Source organism: Thermotoga sp. RQ2, from assembly GCF_000019625.1.
In the GTDB taxonomy this organism is placed as follows: domain Bacteria; phylum Thermotogota; class Thermotogae; order Thermotogales; family Thermotogaceae; genus Thermotoga; species Thermotoga maritima.
In genome coordinates, this window is record NC_010483.1 from 484,483 (window position 1) to 502,471 (window position 17,989).

Consider the following 17,989-nt stretch of genomic DNA (forward strand, 5'->3'; position numbering starts at 1 on the left):
GGTCGTGCGAAGGGGATTTTTCTTTATAGAGGGTGATATCGTGAGATTGCCGGACGCTGGTTTCAGGAGATACATCGTTGTCGCCGGAAGAAGAAACGTCGGGAAATCATCCTTCATGAACGCACTCGTTGGACAAAACGTGTCCATCGTGAGTGAATACGCAGGCACCACGACAGATCCCGTTTACAAATCCATGGAGCTTTACCCCGTAGGCCCTGTAACGCTGGTCGACACTCCTGGGCTCGATGATGTGGGAGAACTTGGAAGACTCAGAGTGGAGAAAGCAAGGAGAGTATTCTATAGAGCGGACTGTGGAATACTCGTAACAGACAGCGAACCGACACCGTACGAAGACGACGTTGTCAATCTTTTCAAAGAGATGGAAATTCCCTTCGTAGTTGTCGTAAACAAAATCGACGTTCTTGGAGAAAAGGCCGAAGAGCTGAAGGGACTCTACGAAAGCCGTTACGAAGCGAAAGTACTCCTTGTCTCGGCTTTGCAGAAAAAGGGATTCGACGATATCGGGAAGACCATCTCCGAAATTCTTCCGGGTGATGAAGAGATTCCTTACCTCGGTGATCTGATAGATGGCGGCGATCTTGTGATCCTCGTGGTCCCTATAGATCTCGGTGCTCCAAAGGGGAGGCTCATCATGCCTCAGGTCCACGCGATCAGGGAAGCCCTCGACAGAGAAGCCATCGCCCTCGTGGTGAAGGAAAGAGAGCTCAGGTACGTGATGGAAAACATAGGGATGAAACCAAAACTCGTCATCACAGACTCTCAGGTGGTAATGAAAGTAGCGTCTGATGTCCCGGAAGACGTGGAACTCACCACCTTTTCCATTGTGGAGTCACGATATCGAGGCGATCTGGCCTACTTTGTGGAAAGCGTGAGAAAGATAGAAGAGCTGGAAGACGGAGACACTGTTGTCATCATGGAAGGCTGCACCCACAGACCTCTCACCGAAGACATCGGAAGGGTGAAGATTCCAAGGTGGCTTGTGAACCACACGGGAGCCCAGTTGAACTTCAAAGTCATAGCGGGAAAGGATTTCCCGGATCTCGAAGAGATCGAAGATGCCAAACTCATCATTCACTGCGGAGGATGTGTTCTGAACAGGGCAGCTATGATGAGAAGGGTGAGAATGGCAAAAAGACTCGGTATTCCCATGACGAACTACGGTGTGACGATCTCTTACCTCCATGGAGTACTCGACCGGGCGATACGTCCCTTCAGAGAGGAAGTGAAGGTGTGAGAAAGGAACACGATTACCTCGGGGAACTGGAGATAGAAGACGAAGCCTACTATGGAATACACACAAAGAGAGCCCTCATGAACTTCCCATCCACAGGTGAAAAGCTTGACGAAACTTTCATCTGGGCCTATTTCATGGTGAAAAAAGCCTGCGCCCTTTTGAACACAGAGCTCGGTTATCTGGACGAACGAACAGGAAACGCCATCGTGAAGGCCTGTGACGAATGGGAAGACCTGAAAAAACACGTGGTTGTGGATCCACTCTCTGGTGGGGCTGGAACTTCCATAAACATGAACGTAAACGAAGTGATCGCAAACAGGGCTACGGAAATACTCGGTGGAAAGAAAGGAGAATACCTGGTCGATCCCATAGACCATGTGAACCTGCACCAGTCCACGAACGATACCTTCCCAACGAGTGCGAAAATCGCCACCATCGTGAAACTCAGAAAACTCATAGATGAAGTGATAAACCTTCAGGAGAAGATTCAGGAGAAAGAGAAGGAGTTCTACTCCATAAGAAAACCAGGAAGAACACAGCTCATGGATGGACCGCCCATCATGTTAGGGCAGGAATTCGGCGCTTTCGCGGATGCCCTCGCAAGAGACAGATGGAGGCTCTACAAAGTCGAAGAAAGAATAAGAAGTGTAAACATCGGGGGAACGGCCATCGGAACGGGAGTTGGGGCGCCGAAAGACTACATCCTCAAGATCGTCGAAAAAGTGAGAGAAGTAACGAAAGTGAAGATTGCTAAAGCAGAAAACCTCATAGACGCCACGCAGAACTGGGACGTTTTTGCTGAGGTTCATGGTCTTTTGAAATCTCTTGCTGTGAACCTCTACAAGATCTCAAATGACATCAGACTGCTGGGAAGCGGACCAAACACCGTGATCGGGGAACTGATTCTTCCAGCTGTGCAGGCGGGAAGCTCCATCATGCCAGGAAAAATAAACCCGGTTGTTCCCGAGTACGTGATGCAAATCTGTCACATGGTTTTCGGTCACGACATGATCCTGAACCATGCCTGCGCACTTGGGAATTTAGAACTCAACCAGTTCGCTCCTCTGATAGTTCACCTAACACTGAAATCTCTCACACTCCTCACAAACGCCTGTAGATCACTCGCCAGCTACATCTCAAAAATAAAAGCGAACAACGAGCGGTGCGAGGAACACCTTCGAAGGTCTGTTTCGAACCTCACACCTTTGATAAAGTTGTTTGGATACGAAGCGGTCTCTGAAGCAATAAAAAAAGCGAATTGGGACATAAAGAAAGCCGTTGAAATTCTATCCCAGGAGAAAAACATTCCTGTCGAAGAGATACTGAAGGTTCTCAACCTCAAAAAGATGACGGGGCTTGGCTACTCCTTGTAATAATAGTCCACGAGTTTTTCGTACAGGAACTTATAATCACTGTACAGTCTCTCGTACACCGCGTTTCTTTCAGAATCAGGGTGAAACACCCGCTCTACCCGAACCTCTTTTTCGATAAAGCCTTCCACATCTTCTCCCAGCGATTTCAAAGCCATTACGTAGGCTCCAAAAGCGGAAGGATTCTCCACGTTTGTGACGATTATATCCTTTCCAAGAACGTCCGATAAGAGCTGGACCCAGTACGGAGAGCTGGTGAAACCTCCCGTCGCAACGATTCGATTGGGATCAACACTTCCCACTCTTTTAACCGCGTTGTGTATGTCCTTTATCCTGAAGCAGATTCCCTCGAGTGCCGCTCTTGCAATGTCACTCCTTCTGTGAGAGGAAGTGAGCCCTACCAGAACGCCCCTGTATCTTTCTCTCCAGTGCGGTGCCCTTTCCCCGTTGAGAAACGGCAGGAATACCAGTCCGTTCGCACCAGCTGGAGACTCCTTTGCTTCTTCTATGATATCGTCGTAACTGTCGAACCTCATGACATCTTTAAGCCACATCAACACGATACCGCCATTGTTTATCGCCCCGCCGAGAACGTAGTTTTCCTCATCGATCAGATAGCACCAGGTGGAAATCCCCTCCCGATCGATCACCGGTCTGTCCATGACAACACGAAACGCGCCGCTCGTTCCGATCGTCACGGTGGCTGAATCAGGATCCATCGCGCTCAATCCCACGTTCGTCATCACTCCGTCTCCACCGCCAAGGATCAGGTAGACTTTCTTGAAGCCAAGCTCTTTTGCTATCTCGTCTTTCACCCTCACCTGTGTGTAAGGTGATTTGATCTCAGGAAGATCTTCTTTCCTCACTCCCGTGATCTCCAGGATTTCCCCGTCCCATTCGAGGGAATGTATGTTCATCATACCGGTTCCAGATGCGAGAGAAAGCTCTTCCACAAATTCTCCAGTCATCTTGTTGACGATGTAGGCTTTTATCGAACAGAACTTTTTCGCATTCGAGTTTTTCTTCATCCACAGGATCTTTGAAGGCCAGTACATCGGATGGAGCGGGCACGCGGTTTTTTCATAAAAGAACCTGACACCGTACTTCTTCTCCAGTTCTTCCTTTTCCCTAAAGGATCTCCTGTCTGCCCAGTTGAGGAGGGGAGTAACCGGATTGAGATTTTCATCAAGACCGATGATGCTGTGGAACACAGAGCTCATACCAACGTAGAGAACCTCGTCCTCGTTGGGTACTTGCTTTAAAAGATCGAAAACAGCGGAAAAGATCTCATTCGGGTCCTGTTCTGCCGCCTCGGGTGATGGAAAGAAGATTCTATATGACTTTTTCAGAACTTTCCACTCACCGTTACTTTTGAACATAAGACGAGCGCTCTCTGTTCCAATGTCTATGGCCGCTATCATCCTCTCCTCCCCTTCAGATCGTAGAGGTACTTTCCACCCGGGACTATCCAGAGACTATCCTCATCCATGAAATCTTCTTTTCTGATCTTCGACGGATCCATGTATCCAAGGTTCACTGCCCTGCATTCGTCTTCAGGAATGGAGGTAGCGAGAATCACATCGAATTCGAACTCCTCTTTACCCGTTTCTGGATCGAACGTTCCAGCTCCTCTTACGTTGATCACATGTGCTGCAACGTTCTTGTTGAAATCGGGATGTTTCTTCAGATACCATTTCACGTAGTCTTTGCAGTGGTATCCTATTTCCCTGATCCACTTGTCCATCTGCGGGTTGGAGTGGAACCTCTTTATGTGCGGTGCGTAGATGATGATCTGACCGCCCTTTGCCATCACACCTGGTTTTTGAAGCTTGTAGGACCCCTTCCCCGCCGTCCAGACCTCGTCGTATTCCTCTCCTATCACCTGGACAGCCCTTCTGAGAGGTCGGTCTATGTATTTCACGTGAAGTTGAGAGCTGAGCTCGCAAGCTTTTTCGTATGCCCTTAAAAAGCCTTTGTATCCTTCATCTATGTAGAGAGCTCTTGGAATCACTTCTTCTTCCTCTTCGTACACCATGTTGAGTGTGAAGGATCTTGCTTTTATCTTCTCAAAAATCATCTCCGATGCCCTGTTTATGATCTTACGCGCGGGATTGTCCACCGTGCCTATGAGTTTTGGAATGCCCATGAGAACTGCTGCCCAGTGGAAAGTATCTACAACTTCCGTGCTGGCGATTCCCGGAATAACGATCTTCAAGCCACCGGAAAAACCTGTCGATTCGTGAGGAACTGTACCGTTTATGAAAAAGATCGCGTCGAAATCTTCAAAGAGGATTCTGTTCACCTTTATCGGTATCTCCTCTTCCAGATCTCCCTCGGTCATCTCTGAAACGAAATCAGCCGGTAGTGTGCCAACAAACGCCAGTGCTTCAGGATTGAAAAACTCATGGTTGTGGAAAAACACTCCTCTTTCGTTTCTTGAGATACCGAGTTTCTTTTCGAACTCTTCAATTTTCATGGCCCTGTGTGTACCGCTCGCGTTGAGCGTATGAAACTCTTTCAGACCTCTTTCAAGGAGAAATCTGTAGAGGTTCTTTGCCACTAAGTGGGTGAAATCCACGCGGGTGTAATCTGTGTGCACCACCAGCACTTTTTTCACTTTTCCAAGATCTTCAACCAATTTTGAAAGACCTTCTTTTATCTTCTCTTCGGTCAAAGGATCTCCTTCCAGATACACCGTCACTGGCCTCACCCCTTCAATTCGCAGTCCAACCACCGTCTACAAATATGATCTGTCCAGTCACGTACTTCGCCTCTTCGGAAGCAAGGAAGACTGCCACACCCTTCAAATCCTCTGGTACACCCGTTCTGCCAAGGGGTATCCTCTTGAGCATGTAGTCCAGTTTTTCTGGATCGCTGAATACAGCCTCTGTCATCTTGGTTCTGTACCAGCCCGGCGCTATCACATTCACCCTTATGCCGTACCTTCCCCACTCCTTCGCCAGAGCTTTTGTGAGAGAAGCTACGCCCCCTTTCGAAGCAGCGTACGCGGATATGTTGGGCATGGTGACTTCTTCAACGGTGAGAGATCCTATGTTTATGATAGAGGGGTTATCGGATTCTCTCAGGAGTGAAAAGGCCTCCCTACACACGTAGTAAGTTCCAAAAAGGTTCACCTCTATCACCTGTCTGAACTCATCGAGAGGAAATTCTTCCGCTGGATGTCTTCTGTTTATCCCCGCAGCGTTGACCACCGTATCGAGCTTTCCAAATTTCTCTTTCACTGCTTCCAAAAGTTTTTTCACTTCCTCATAGTTTGAAACATCGCATCGGAAAGCCATCGTTTCAACGCCGTATTTTTCTGTCAACTTTTGAGCCGCTTCTGATGCTTCCTCCAGATTTCTGCTTGCAACGACCACTGAACATCCGGCCTCTGCCAGCCCCTGAGCGATTCCAAAACCCAGCCCACGAGAGCCACCGGTTACGAGGGCAACCCTCCCCCTGAGATCGAACACACAAATCACCCCTTCAACAGGTCTACGTGCCTTTTTATATGTTTTGCCACGGTCTCGTAGAAGAGTTCCTCATTTTGTTCAAGCGTCTTAAACAGCCGTTCTTTCAAAGATGCATCTTTCAGAACAGAGCCATAGGTGACATGGATCAACTGTCTCACGTTGATGTCTTCAAAAAGACCTGGAAGATCTTCATCTTTCACTTTCTCTACTTCCGGAACTTTCGACAGATCCGCAGATATGTGATAGGACTTTCTGTCTTCCTCAAAGTGATCGAGAGCACACCTGTAGATCTCCCGGAAGAGCTCCGGGTTGACCATGGATATGACCTTCACCGCCTCAAGATAACTCGTTCCGGCTGTCTTCACGTGGAAAAGGCCTCCTGTCGCGGAAGCAAAAGCAGGATACACGGAAAATTTGTCGCTTCCAGAGTGGAGTGATATTTTGTATCCTTCGAACATCCTTGCGATTTCTGCGTGCATTTTGATTTCTCTCTCGAACTGTGCAAGATCCCCCTTGTAATCTATTCCCTTTTCCCATTCGCCGATGAATCTCAGGGCAAGATTGGTGAACTCCACACCTCTTCGTCTGAGTTCTTCCACAACGAAAATGTGGAAGAGAGGACTCGTGGGAGTTTCTGTTTCGTCAACTGACACTTCGAAGTCGAAATCCGGGGTTTCGTCTTTCAAAATTTGATACATCATATCCACGTGGGCAATCGCATCGTAATACACGAGCGCCGCATCTCTGAGATTCTTCTCATCGAATTCGATCTTCTCACCGAGAACAGAGTATTTCTTACCGAGATAGATCCTGTCGATCCTTTCCTTTCTCAGAATCTCTTCGAATTTCTCATTTCTTTCCTTTTCTGTAAGTTTTGAAAGATTCCTCACATGATCCGAAGGATCGATTGTGAACATGGTGAAACCTTCCCTTGCAGCCGAAACAAGATCCTCCGGCCGCTTCACGTGATCGGCGTCTGCTCCGAATCCCTCACTGTATCCCTCCTGGAAAACTCCCCATGTGGCATCGTCCAGCACATCTCTCCAGGTCCTTCCCGTTCTCTCGTTCTCCCTCACCGACTGCTGCGCAAAGATGGGAAAAAGCCCTGAATCCTTCAACGCCCTCACGTGAGCCGGTGTGGTGATACCGAGTCTGTCACCTGTTCCAAAAGACGCTCTCAATCCCGCTCGAACTGGTTTGAGATCTGGAAAGTATTTTCTGAGAACTTCCAAGTTCTCATGATTTCTCTCACAGAAAAAGAACGAAACACCCTCCACCCGCTGTTTTTTGAAAAACGACAGACCCTCAGGTGCCTTTTCTCCAGCCACTACCAGAATTTTTCCTTCCTCTCCCTTTGTCAAGAAGAAAGAGAGAGAATCCTTTTCTCTATAAGACTTTTCGTAAACTTCGTATCCCCTTCCAAAGTGATCTTTGAACACTTTCAAGACCATAACTTCTCAACTCCTTTCATATGTGTACAGGTTCTTTATGGTCTCCGCCTCCACATTTTTCAAGTGTTCTTTCAACTTTTCTATAGCGCCTTCTTTATCGCCGCTGATGATTCTCTCTATGAGTTCTTTGTGTTCTCTGTTCGAAACGACGTATCTTTCGTTCAGATGCCTTACGAGGTCTATACGATCCCATATCTTTTCATACAAAGATATGATGAGATCATTCCCTGAGGCTCTGATAAAGAGTTTGTGCAGTCTTTCATCGGAATCGTCGAAAATCTCTCTCTTTGCACTTTTCTCCACATCATCGATTTCTCCCTTTATCTCTAAAAGTTCTTCGGAACCAGCAATTTTATCGAAGTAATTTTCAAGACAGAAGACTTCCATCATGATTCTCGTTTCTATGGTTTCTCTTATGAATTTCTCATCGACGTCGGTTACAAAAAAACCAACCCTTGGAACCACCTTCACAAGACCCTCAGTTGCAAGCTGGAGAAGGGCATCCCGCACAGGAGTAAAGCTGATACCAAGTTTTTCGGAGAGTTCTCTCACGTTTAGTTTCTCTCCAAGCTTCAATTCGTGGTTCAGTATCATTTCTTTGAGAAGATTGTAGACCTTCGTTCTCACGAGGTCCACTTCGATTTTTTTCATCCTATCTCTCCTTCCTCCCAGTTGATGTGGAACACACCTTCTCTGTCTACTCTCTCAAAAGTGTGTGCTCCGAAGAAGTCTCTTTGAGCCTGTATGAGATTCGCCGGCAGTCTCTCTTCGGTAAGACTCATGAAGTAGTTGTAAGAGGAATTCAAAACAGGAACGGGGATTTCGTTCTCTATGGACGCCTTCAATATGTTCTTTAGAGAATCGATTTTGCCTTTCAATAGATTCATCACTTCTTCGTTCTCCAGCAAATACGCGTTCTCGTTAGATATGTACCTTCTGAGTGTGTCTATCAACTTCGCCCTTATGATACATCCACCCTTCCATATTCTGAGCACCTCCGAGAGGTTCACCCCATAGCCGAACTCTTTCGATGCTTCTGCGATCAACCACATGCCCTGAGAAAAGGCCATGAACATGGCAAAGAAGAGAGAGTTTCGGAGATCTCTCAAAAATTCCTCGCTACCCTGAGTAGCGCTTCTTCTCTTATTATACAGTTTCGAAAGCCTTGTTCTTATGTCTTTGAAATGGGAAATCACCCTTTCAACCACCGCCAGGTTTATGGAAGGGGTAGGTATTCCGAGGTCAAGGGCTGCTTGGGATGTCCACTTTCCAGTTCCCTTCTGTTCTGCCTTGTCCAGAATCACATCGACCATCGGTTTTCCTGTTTCTTCATCTTTCTTTCTCAAAATCTTGTAGGTGATCTCCACCAGGAACGAGCTGAGTTCTCCTCTGTTCCACTCTTCAAAGATACTGGACATTTCTTCAGATGATAGGCTCAAAACATCTCTCATAATGTGATAAACTTCCGCTATCGCCTGCATGATGGCGTATTCTATGCCGTTGTGAACCATCTTCACAAAGTGGCCCGCTGATCTTTCCCCAACGTATGTACAGCATGGTCCCTCCTCTGTTTTCGCTGCTATTTTCAAAAGAATCTCCTCAACCAGGTTGTACGCTTCTCTACTTCCTCCAGGCATGAGAGAAGGCCCGTAAAGAGCCCCGTACTCACCACCAGAAACTCCCATACCGAGGAAAAGTATTCCCTTTTCAGAGAGTTCCTTGAAGCGTCTTTCGGTATCCATGTAATGGGAATTACCACCGTCTATTATCAAATCACCTGGTTCGAGGTGAGGAAGAAGCTGAGAAATCGTATCATCCACGGGTTTACCTGCCTTTACCATTAAGATTATCTTTCTTGGCCTTTCGAGAGACTTCACGAAGCTTTCGATATCGTAATGAGGTTCTATCTCTTCATTCGTTACACGATTTTTCACAAATTCTTCCGTTCTCTGTGCTGTTCTGTTGTAAACCGAAACTTTGTAGCCTTTCCTCGCAATGTTCAGTGCAAGATTCTGACCCATCACCGCAAGACCGATGAGACCGATATGAGATTTCACCGGTGTCACCCCCCTTTTTATTTCAGCAGAGCTTTACCTTCGATGTAAAGCTTTTCGAATCTTGATCCATTCATGATAACATTCTCCATCCCCAACTGACCGAACTCAAGAAGAACAGAGATCTTCGCTCCTTCCATTATAGTATCAGATATCATGATATCTTTTACATAATCATTCTCCAGACCCTCAATCCGTAGAGCGTATTTTCCACCTGTCGCCTTCAGGTTCTTAACAAAAACGCTTCTGACTACAGGGAGATATTCCCCCTCTTCGTTATCGTATCTGAGATTTATTCTGATCACCTCTTCCGAAACGTTCACAGCCACGTTGTCTATAAAGAAGATGTTCTCCATGTATCCTCCACGCCTGGAATTCGTTTTCAACCTGAGAGCCCTTTCCACATTCATGTAGACGTTGTTCCTTGCAACGACGTTTCTCACACCACCGGACATTTCACTCCCAATCACAAGTCCACCATGACTCGCCTGACTGATCACCAGGTTGTCCCTCACAAGAATGTATTCAGAAGGCACTCCGATTCGCCTTCCGTCCGCGTCTCTCCCCGATTTGATGACCACAGAATCATCACCTGTGTCGAATCTGCATTTCTCAATGAGCATATACTTGCAGGATTCAGGATCGATACCATCATTGTTTGGGCCCGTGCTTGAAATTTCAATGTTTCTTATGATCACATTTTCAGAAAGAACAGGATGTACACACCACATAGGAGAGTTGATGATCTTCACATCTTCTACCAAAACATTCCTGCATCTGTAAAACTGAACAAAACTCGGTCTCAGATAATGTCCCTTTCCGAACACTCTCTCTTCAACTGGTGTTCCTCTCTCTGCCATCTCTTTCAGTTTTTTTACATCCTCCTGCTGGTTGGGAAGTCCTTCCTTCCATCCGAAATCTTTCTTTCCTTTCCAGGGCCACCAGTGTTCGTTGTCTGCTGAACCGTCTAAAACCCCACTTCCGGTGATAGCCACGTTTTTACAATCCAAGGCGTAAACCAGGGGAGAATAATTGTACAGTTCGATTCCCTCGAACTTGGTGAGAACGACGGGAAGGTATCTCTCAGGATCAGGAATGAATTTTATGGTTCCCTTCACGTGGAGTTCGATGTTGCTCTTCAAATGAATTGGTCCCGTTAGAAACACACCTTCGGGAACAATCAGTCTTCCTCCGCCCTGTTTTGAAAGTTCTTCTATGGCCCTTTTGAAGCTCTCAGAACAGTCGGTTCTTTCATCCCCTCTCGCTCCAAAATCAAGGAGGTTAACCTCCCGATCGGGTATCTCAGGCTCTCTCACGTGATTCAAAATCTCTTCTTCAATCTTTTTTGCCAGTTCTTCCATGATCATCCCTCCGGATAAAGGATTACCTTCAAAGCCTCTCTCGATTCCATGAGTTCCAGTGCTCTGTTTGCCTCTTTCAAAGGAAGTCTGTGCGTGATGAGTTTGGAAAGAAGTTGATAATTCCTGGACGTGATTGAAACCGTCTTCACAAAGTGTGAAGTATCACTGACCCAAATTCCCTTGAAAGTCGCGCTCTTCAAAACAAGCCATTCGTAAACTTTAAAAGGTACAGGATCCTGTGGCACAGCTACCCCCGCAACAGCGTAAAATCCTCCTCTTCTCAGTAACTCAGCTCCTTCGAGAAGCGCTCTGCTGTCCCCCGTCGCTTCCAGGACAAAGTCTGCTCCTCTACCGTGTGTGATATCCATTATTGTTTTTCTTCTCTCCTCAACACTCGTTTCTCTTCTGTTCAATGTGAGATCTGCTCCTATTTCTTCGGCGAGTTTCAGCCTGTTCGGAGAACCCGCTATTACAACCACCTTCTCCGCACCAAGACTCCTTGCTATAACAACTCCAAACAATCCCAAAGGTCCCGCTCCCTGTATAACAACGGTCTTCCCAGCAAAGGATTCAGGATACTCATCAAATGCGTGATATGCAGTTGCTCCTGAACACATCGCCATGGCAAGAACATCAAGATCGTCTTTTTCCGATACTTTCAAAACATCTGTTTCTGGGTCCAGCACAATGTGAGAACTGTAGCATCCTCTGAGGTGAGGATACTCAGAACATCCCCTGTTTATTCCATAGACCATTCTGTTCGGACAGAGATAAGGTTCTTTTGACACCTTACACCAGTAGCATTCACCACAGGTGATACCTCTGTTCCAGACGATCAAATCACCGGGTTTAAGAAGTTCTCCGTTGAGATCCCTCTTTTCTCCGTTCACTTCGACAACTCTTCCTGCACCCTCGTGTCCCAGGATGATGGGAAGGGGTACTCTGGGATCTTCTCCGCGAAACATGTGAACATCGGAACCACAAACACCTGCAGAGAGAATTTCAACCAGAATAGATCCTCGTGGAATGTCTGAGATCTCGAATTCTTTACATACAAGAGGTTGATTGAACTTTTCCAGCACCATGGCGTGTGCTTTCAAATCCATCACTCTCCCCTAAGATGTTTGATGTTTCAGGTATAGTTTACCATAATTCATATTTCTGTCAAAGAATATGTCAATTTTTTTCAGATATTTCCAGCACTGCAACGAGAAAAATTTTAGAAAATTAACAGTAAATTTACTTTGAGTATTCGAAAGCACATTTGTAAAATATTTGATGTTCTGAATCCAAAATATCAGATATCACTTGAATGGGGGTGAAGGTATGAGAAGATCGCTTGTAGTTGCTCTGGTTCTTTTTTCATTGATGATGTTTGGCCTCGGCCTGAAAGAGGTTGTGCCCGGAGAACAGTACAATCTTTCTGACTATGAACGTCTGACAGGGAAGAAGATCACAGAGTTTCACGAAGCCCCTGCGCTATCAGAACTTGTAAAGCAGGGCAAACTCCCACCTGTTGAAGAAAGACTTCCGAAAAACCCACTTGTTGTAACTCCTCACGAGGAAATTGGAGAGTACGGGGGTGTTTTAAGAAGAGTTTGGTACGGCATAGCAGATTGGTGGAACATAGGAAGAATATGTTTCGAAGGATTAATTATGGCGGATAAAACCGGAAGCGAGTTCTTACCGAATATATTCGAGGATTTGAGAATGGAAGAAAATGGTAAAGTGTTTATAGCCAAAATAAGAGAAGGCTTGAAGTGGTCTGATGGAGTACCAGTAACAACAGAAGATGTTCTTTTCTGGTATCATGATATCTTTCAAAACAAAAACTTTACATCTGCCATTCCGGACTTTTTTAAGCCTGGCGGAGATTTCACAATAGAAGCTGTGGATACCTATACTTTTAAAATTATCTTTCAGAAACCCTATCCACTTTTCCCACTATTTCTAACTGACCAAATATATTCGGCTATTCTGCTTCCTTCCCATTATGTCAGAAATTTCCTTCCAGAATATATTGGTCAAGACAAAATCGAGAAACAAGCTAAAGAAAAGGGATACTCTTCATGGCAACAGTTTGTGCTTGATTATTGTTTATTAGAAAACGCTTGGGTGAGAAATCCTGACCTTCCTGTTCTTTTCCCTTGGAAACTTTCCGATCGTTCTACAGACGAGCTTACCATTTTCGAAAGAAATCCTTATTATTTCAAAGTTGATACTGAAGGAAATCAATTGCCTTATATTGACGAAATACACCTCTACAGAGTAGCAAATAAGCAAATACTCCTTATGAAGGCTCTTGCGGGTGAAATTGACTTCCAAATGAGGGGATTTACAACTGATGATTATCAAATTCTAACTTCGAATGCCGAAAAAGGAGGATACAGAGTTATTCTGGTAAAGAAAACCACTGGTAGTGGGACCTCTCTCTTCATGAACCAGACTTACACCGGGGATCCTATCATAGCTGAATTATTAAAGAATCCAAAGTTTAGATATGCTATCTCTTTAGCAATAAACCGTGAAGAAATACTACATCTTGCCTATTTAGGTCTTGGAGAACCACGTCAAGCTTCGCTTGTGACAGGAGTTAAATACTACGATCCTGAATGGGAAAAGGCATTTGCTGAATACGATCCAGAAAGAGCAAATAAACTTCTTGATGAAATAGGACTTGAAAAACGTGATAAAGAAGGATACCGACTAAGACCAGATGGCAAAAGACTAGAGCTCATTATAGAATATACTGAACCACGATCTGAATTAGAACTTATAAAATCCTACATTGAATCCTTAGGAATAAAGGTTCTTCTAAAACAGGAAGAAAGATCACTATGGTTTACAAGGCTGGAAGCAGGAGAGATGCAAATAGGTGTTTGGGTGTTTGGATCCATTTCGATTTTCTTAGATCCAGATATGATGGGATATAAATGGGCTCCTTTAGCTTATCAATGGTATGTTAATGGAAAAAAAGGAGGTATTGAACCAGAAAAAGGAACTGACCTCAGAAAACTTTACGATTTGTGGGACCAAATATTGTTTGAACCCAATGAGGAAAAAAGAGATGCACTCGTAAAAGAACTCATAAATCTCTTCAAAAAAAACATATGGATAATTGGTACAGTAGGTGAATTCCCTCTTCCTGCAGTAGTGAAAGACAATCTTAAAAATGTCCCTGAAGGATTACTTTTTGATTTTCATTTGTTAAAAACACCAAAAAACTTCAGGCCAGAACAGTTCTTCTTCAAAAAATAGTCACAGGGAGGGATGGTTGTGAAGAAAGTGGTATCACTCCTCATTATTGTCCTTTTCTCTGCATCGTTTTTTGGAGGTGCACTGATATCCATGGAAAAACTACCGGACGCTACTATGGACAATCCTTACACTCTAACCATTCAAAGTCAAGCAGATGTGGTTATATCCATCTTCATGAACGACAAAACTGTTCTTCAAGAAACTCTTCTTAAAGCAGGAAACAGTCTGAGTGTGGACCTGAAATTTGAAGTGCCGAGAAACACCATCAGAATTGTGGTGAGAAATATGAACAACTTAAACGAAGAGCAGATTTTTGTTAAAAAAATCCTGTACCTTTCACAAGTGGATGCGGTCGTAGATAAAAACTTCACAGGAAACGACGGAGAATCAGTGAACGGTGTACCGCACTTCACAAGCATAAGCGCAGCTCTTGAGTTTTTGAAGAACAGCAAAAATGATGAAGAGAAGAGAAAATACATCTTCATCAAGAGCGGAAACTATTACGAAAAGATCACCATTGACATACCAAATCTGAGCCTTGTGGGAGAAGATGTTCTTTCAACAAAGATTTACTACGATGACGCAGCAGGGAAAACGCTCCCAGATGGGAAAAAAATAGGAACATCAAAGAGTGCAAGTGTAACCATAAAAGGTAGTGCTACAGGGTTCACAGCAGAAAACATCACTTTCGAAAATTCGTTCGATGAACAGAACAACCCTGAAATCACCAGCAAACAGGCGGTAGCGGTTTTAACCCAGTCTGATAGAGCCGTTTTCATCAATTGTCGTTTCATAGGAAACCAGGATACTCTTTACGTGAGAAATGGGTTACATTATTTCAGAGATTGCTATATAGAGGGCGATGTCGATTTCATATTTGGCGATGGACGGGCAGTTTTCGAAGATTGTGTCATATTCTCGGTCGATAGACCCGGAATCAAACCCAAAGGATACATCACAGCGGCCAGTACTAAAAAAGACAATCTGGGTTTTCTTTTCACAAACTGTGTCTTCACATCGAACGTAACGGATAAAAATTCTGTCTATCTTGGAAGACCGTGGCATCCAAGTTCCGATCCTTACAGTGTGAATTCTAACGTTGTGATAAGAGAAAGCTACCTTGGAGAACATATCCACATGGATGGCTGGACCAGTATGAGTTCTAAAGATCCCAAAACAGGAGAGAAAATATGGTTCTACCCTGAGACAGAAAGGTTCTTTGAGTACCAAAACTACGGACCGGGAGCCATAATAAACGAAAAAAGACCTCAACTTGAAGGGGAGAATGTAGAACTCTACAGTAAAGAAAAATTCCTTGACGATTGGGACGTAGAAAGGTTCATAGAACAACTCTATCAGTAAAAAGCCTTCTTTCCAAACAAATCTTTAAAAACAGCGGGGCCTGATGCCCCGCATTTTGAAAGTCTAAAGAAGGGGGAGCTAACATGGATCTGGAGGAGAAAGTGAATTCTCTTCTTTCCAGAATGACACTGGAAGAAAAGATTGCACAGCTTGGATCAGTTCAGGGAAAAGACCTGGTAGATTCTGATGGGAACTTCAATATAGAGAGAGCTAAAGATCTTTTAAAACACGGCATAGGAGAAATAACAAGACCTGGCGGATCAACGAACCTTCCTCCGGAAAGAGTGGCAAAGCTTGTAAACGAGATCCAGCGTTTTCTCATAGAAGAAACGAACCTTAAAATACCTGCCATAGTACATGAAGAATGTCTGAGCGGTTACATGGGACCGGGTAGTACGAATTTCCCGCAGGCAATAGCGATGGCGAGCACCTGGGATCCAGATCTCATAGAGAAGATGGCAGCGGCCATCAGAGAGGACATGAGGAAGATAGGAGCACACCAGGGACTCGCTCCCGTTCTGGACGTGGCAAGAGATCCAAGATGGGGAAGAACGGAGGAGACGTTCGGAGAGTCTCCTTACCTTGTCGCAAGAATGGGCGTTTCCTACGTGAGAGGTCTTCAGGGGAATATAAAACACGGTGTGATAGCCACATTGAAGCATTTTGCCGGGCACGGTGTCCCAGAGGGCGGCAGAAATTGCAACCCCACGAACATACCGGAAAGGGAACTCAGAGAAGTCTTTCTCTTTCCATTTGAAGCGGCCGTGAAAGAAGCAGGGGCTTTATCTGTTATGAATTCTTACAGTGAAATAGATGGAGTACCCTGTGTGATGAACAGATGGCTTCTTACAGACATCTTAAGAAAAGAATGGGGATTCAAAGGCATTGTAGTAGCAGATTATGGAGCGGTGATAAGATTAAAAGAACATCACAGGGTGGCAAAGGATGAAAAAGAAGCGGCTTTGCTTTCCTTCACAGCAGGTTTAGATCTGGAACTTCCATCCATCAAATGCTACGTACACTTAAAAGAGATGGTGGAAGAAGGTATTTTACCCGAAACCCTCATAGATGAGGCCGTTTCCAGGGTACTGAAACTCAAGTTCATGCTCGGTCTTTTCGAGAATCCATACGTCGACGTGGAAAAGGCAAAGATAGAAAGCCACAGAGACATTGCCCTCGAAATCGCTAGAAAATCCATCACCCTCCTCAAAAACGACGGAACACTACCCCTCCAGAAAAACAAAAAAGTCGCCCTGATAGGACCGCATGTTTCTGATCCACGACTCTTTTTCGGTGATTACACCTTCCTTGGGCACATGAGAATCACCTCAGAAAAGATATGGGATCCCGCCGTGGTGCTTCCAAAGATTCAGAAGGAGAGAATGAAACAGATCTTCGAAGAGGAACTTTCAAAGATTCCTTCTGTTGGAGACATCTTCAAAGAAGAAGGCATCGAATTTGAGTATGCGAAGGGATGCGAAGTAACAGGAGAGGACAGAAGCGGGTTCAAAGGAGCGATCGAGGTTGCAAAAAGGTCAGACGTTGCCATCGTTGTGGTCGGAGACAGATCCGGCCTCACCCTCGACTGCACAACGGGTGAATCCAGAGACATGGCAAACCTGAAACTCCCCGGCGTACAGGAAGAACTCGTCCTCGAAATTGCAAAAACAGGAAAACCCGTCGTTCTTGTCCTCATCACAGGAAGACCCTACTCACCCAAAAACCTGGTCGACAGGGTGAACGCCATCCTTCAGGTGTGGCTCCCTGGAGAGGCAGGTGGAAGAGCGATCGTCGATGTCATCTACGGAAAGGTGAATCCCTCCGGAAAGCTCCCGATCAGTTTCCCAAGGAGTGCAGGCCAGATCCCCGTCTTTCACTACGTCAAACCCTCTGGAGGAAGGTCTCACTGGCATGGAGACTATGTGGACGAGAGCACAAAGCCCCTCTTTCCCTTCGGACACGGTCTGTCCTACACGAGGTTTGAGTACAGCAACCTGAGAATAGAACCAGAGGAGGTACCATCTGCGGGGGAGGTTGTGATAAAGGTCGATGTGGAAAACGTGGGAGACATGGATGGGGACGAGGTGGTCCAACTTTACATCGGTCGTGAGTTTGCAAGTGTCACAAGGCCTGTGAAGGAGTTGAAGGGGTTCAAGAGGGTTTCTTTGAAGGCAAAAGAGAAGAAGACGGTTGTGTTCAGACTTCACACGGATGTTCTCGCATATTACGACAGGGACATGAAGCTTGTTGTGGAACCCGGTGAGTTCAGGGTGATGGTGGGTAGTTCCTCTGAGGACATCAGACTCTCCGGTTCTTTCTCCGTCATCGGCAAAAAAAGAGAGGTCTTCGGAATGAGAAAGTTTTTCACAGATAGTTTTGAAGAAACCATTAAACTGGATTGAATT

Annotated in this window: 13 protein-coding genes; 5 read left to right on the forward strand and 8 right to left on the reverse strand. The window is 45.4% G+C overall.

The annotated features are described in order from the left end of the window. Positions 1 to 40 precede the first annotated feature (40 nt). A complete protein-coding gene (hydF, locus tag TRQ2_RS02520; RefSeq protein ID WP_011943114.1) occupies positions 41 to 1,255 on the forward strand; it encodes a [FeFe] hydrogenase H-cluster maturation GTPase HydF in 1,215 nt (404 codons plus the stop codon). Continuing rightward, the gene (locus TRQ2_RS02525; protein WP_011943115.1) at positions 1,252 to 2,628 is read left to right on the forward strand and encodes an aspartate ammonia-lyase; all 1,377 of its coding nucleotides are present in this window, start codon (positions 1,252 to 1,254) and stop codon (positions 2,626 to 2,628) included. The genes hydF and TRQ2_RS02525 overlap by 4 nt, the downstream gene beginning before the upstream one ends. On the opposite strand, the gene TRQ2_RS02530 is transcribed toward TRQ2_RS02525, so the two are convergent. The 8 genes from TRQ2_RS02530 to TRQ2_RS02565 are packed head-to-tail and all read right to left on the reverse strand — an operon-like array spanning position 2,616 to position 12,070. Then, positions 2,616 to 4,046 (reverse strand): gluconokinase, encoded by a 1,431-nt coding sequence (locus TRQ2_RS02530; RefSeq protein ID WP_011943116.1) that lies wholly within the window; start codon positions 4,044 to 4,046, stop codon positions 2,616 to 2,618. The genes TRQ2_RS02525 and TRQ2_RS02530 overlap by 13 nt on opposite strands. After that, on the reverse strand, positions 4,043 to 5,326 hold the full coding sequence (locus tag TRQ2_RS02535; RefSeq protein ID WP_011943117.1) for a lactate racemase domain-containing protein: 1,284 nt from the start codon (positions 5,324 to 5,326) through the stop codon (positions 4,043 to 4,045). The genes TRQ2_RS02530 and TRQ2_RS02535 overlap by 4 nt, the downstream gene beginning before the upstream one ends. 13 nt (positions 5,327 to 5,339) lie before the next feature. After that, positions 5,340 to 6,098, reverse strand: a complete 759-nt coding sequence (locus TRQ2_RS02540; RefSeq protein ID WP_004081525.1) for an SDR family oxidoreductase — start codon at positions 6,096 to 6,098, stop codon at positions 5,340 to 5,342. A 5-nt stretch (positions 6,099 to 6,103) separates the two neighbouring features. Further along, positions 6,104 to 7,549, reverse strand: coding sequence for a D-tagaturonate epimerase UxaE (uxaE, locus tag TRQ2_RS02545; RefSeq protein WP_011943119.1), 1,446 nt, complete (start codon positions 7,547 to 7,549; stop codon positions 6,104 to 6,106). Between the two features lie 6 nt (positions 7,550 to 7,555). Then, on the reverse strand, positions 7,556 to 8,200 hold the full coding sequence (locus TRQ2_RS02550) for a GntR family transcriptional regulator (protein WP_012310576.1): 645 nt from the start codon (positions 8,198 to 8,200) through the stop codon (positions 7,556 to 7,558). Then, positions 8,197 to 9,606: an NADP-dependent phosphogluconate dehydrogenase gene (gene gndA, locus TRQ2_RS02555; RefSeq protein WP_012310577.1), complete on the reverse strand. Its 1,410-nt coding sequence runs from the start codon at positions 9,604 to 9,606 to the stop codon at positions 8,197 to 8,199. The genes TRQ2_RS02550 and gndA overlap by 4 nt, the downstream gene beginning before the upstream one ends. A gap of 17 nt (positions 9,607 to 9,623) precedes the next feature. Then, a complete protein-coding gene (gene pelB, locus TRQ2_RS02560; protein ID WP_148202895.1) occupies positions 9,624 to 10,970 on the reverse strand; it encodes an exopolygalacturonase PelB in 1,347 nt (448 codons plus the stop codon). After that, the gene (locus TRQ2_RS02565; RefSeq protein WP_012310579.1) at positions 10,967 to 12,070 is read right to left on the reverse strand and encodes a zinc-binding dehydrogenase; all 1,104 of its coding nucleotides are present in this window, start codon (positions 12,068 to 12,070) and stop codon (positions 10,967 to 10,969) included. The genes pelB and TRQ2_RS02565 overlap by 4 nt, the downstream gene beginning before the upstream one ends. Before the next feature lie 220 nt (positions 12,071 to 12,290). Here TRQ2_RS02565 and TRQ2_RS02570 point away from each other — a divergent pair, with 220 nt between their 5' ends. The 3 genes from TRQ2_RS02570 to TRQ2_RS02580 all read left to right on the forward strand — a co-directional run bounded on the left by TRQ2_RS02570 (position 12,291) and on the right by TRQ2_RS02580 (position 17,986). Beyond that, positions 12,291 to 14,222 (forward strand): ABC transporter substrate-binding protein, encoded by a 1,932-nt coding sequence (locus TRQ2_RS02570; protein ID WP_012310580.1) that lies wholly within the window; start codon positions 12,291 to 12,293, stop codon positions 14,220 to 14,222. 12 nt (positions 14,223 to 14,234) lie between these two features. Then, the gene (locus TRQ2_RS02575) at positions 14,235 to 15,584 is read left to right on the forward strand and encodes a pectinesterase family protein (protein ID WP_148202897.1); all 1,350 of its coding nucleotides are present in this window, start codon (positions 14,235 to 14,237) and stop codon (positions 15,582 to 15,584) included. A gap of 83 nt (positions 15,585 to 15,667) precedes the next feature. Further along, positions 15,668 to 17,986, forward strand: a complete 2,319-nt coding sequence (locus tag TRQ2_RS02580) for a glycoside hydrolase family 3 N-terminal domain-containing protein (protein WP_012310582.1) — start codon at positions 15,668 to 15,670, stop codon at positions 17,984 to 17,986. The last annotated feature ends 3 nt before the right edge of the window (positions 17,987 to 17,989 follow it).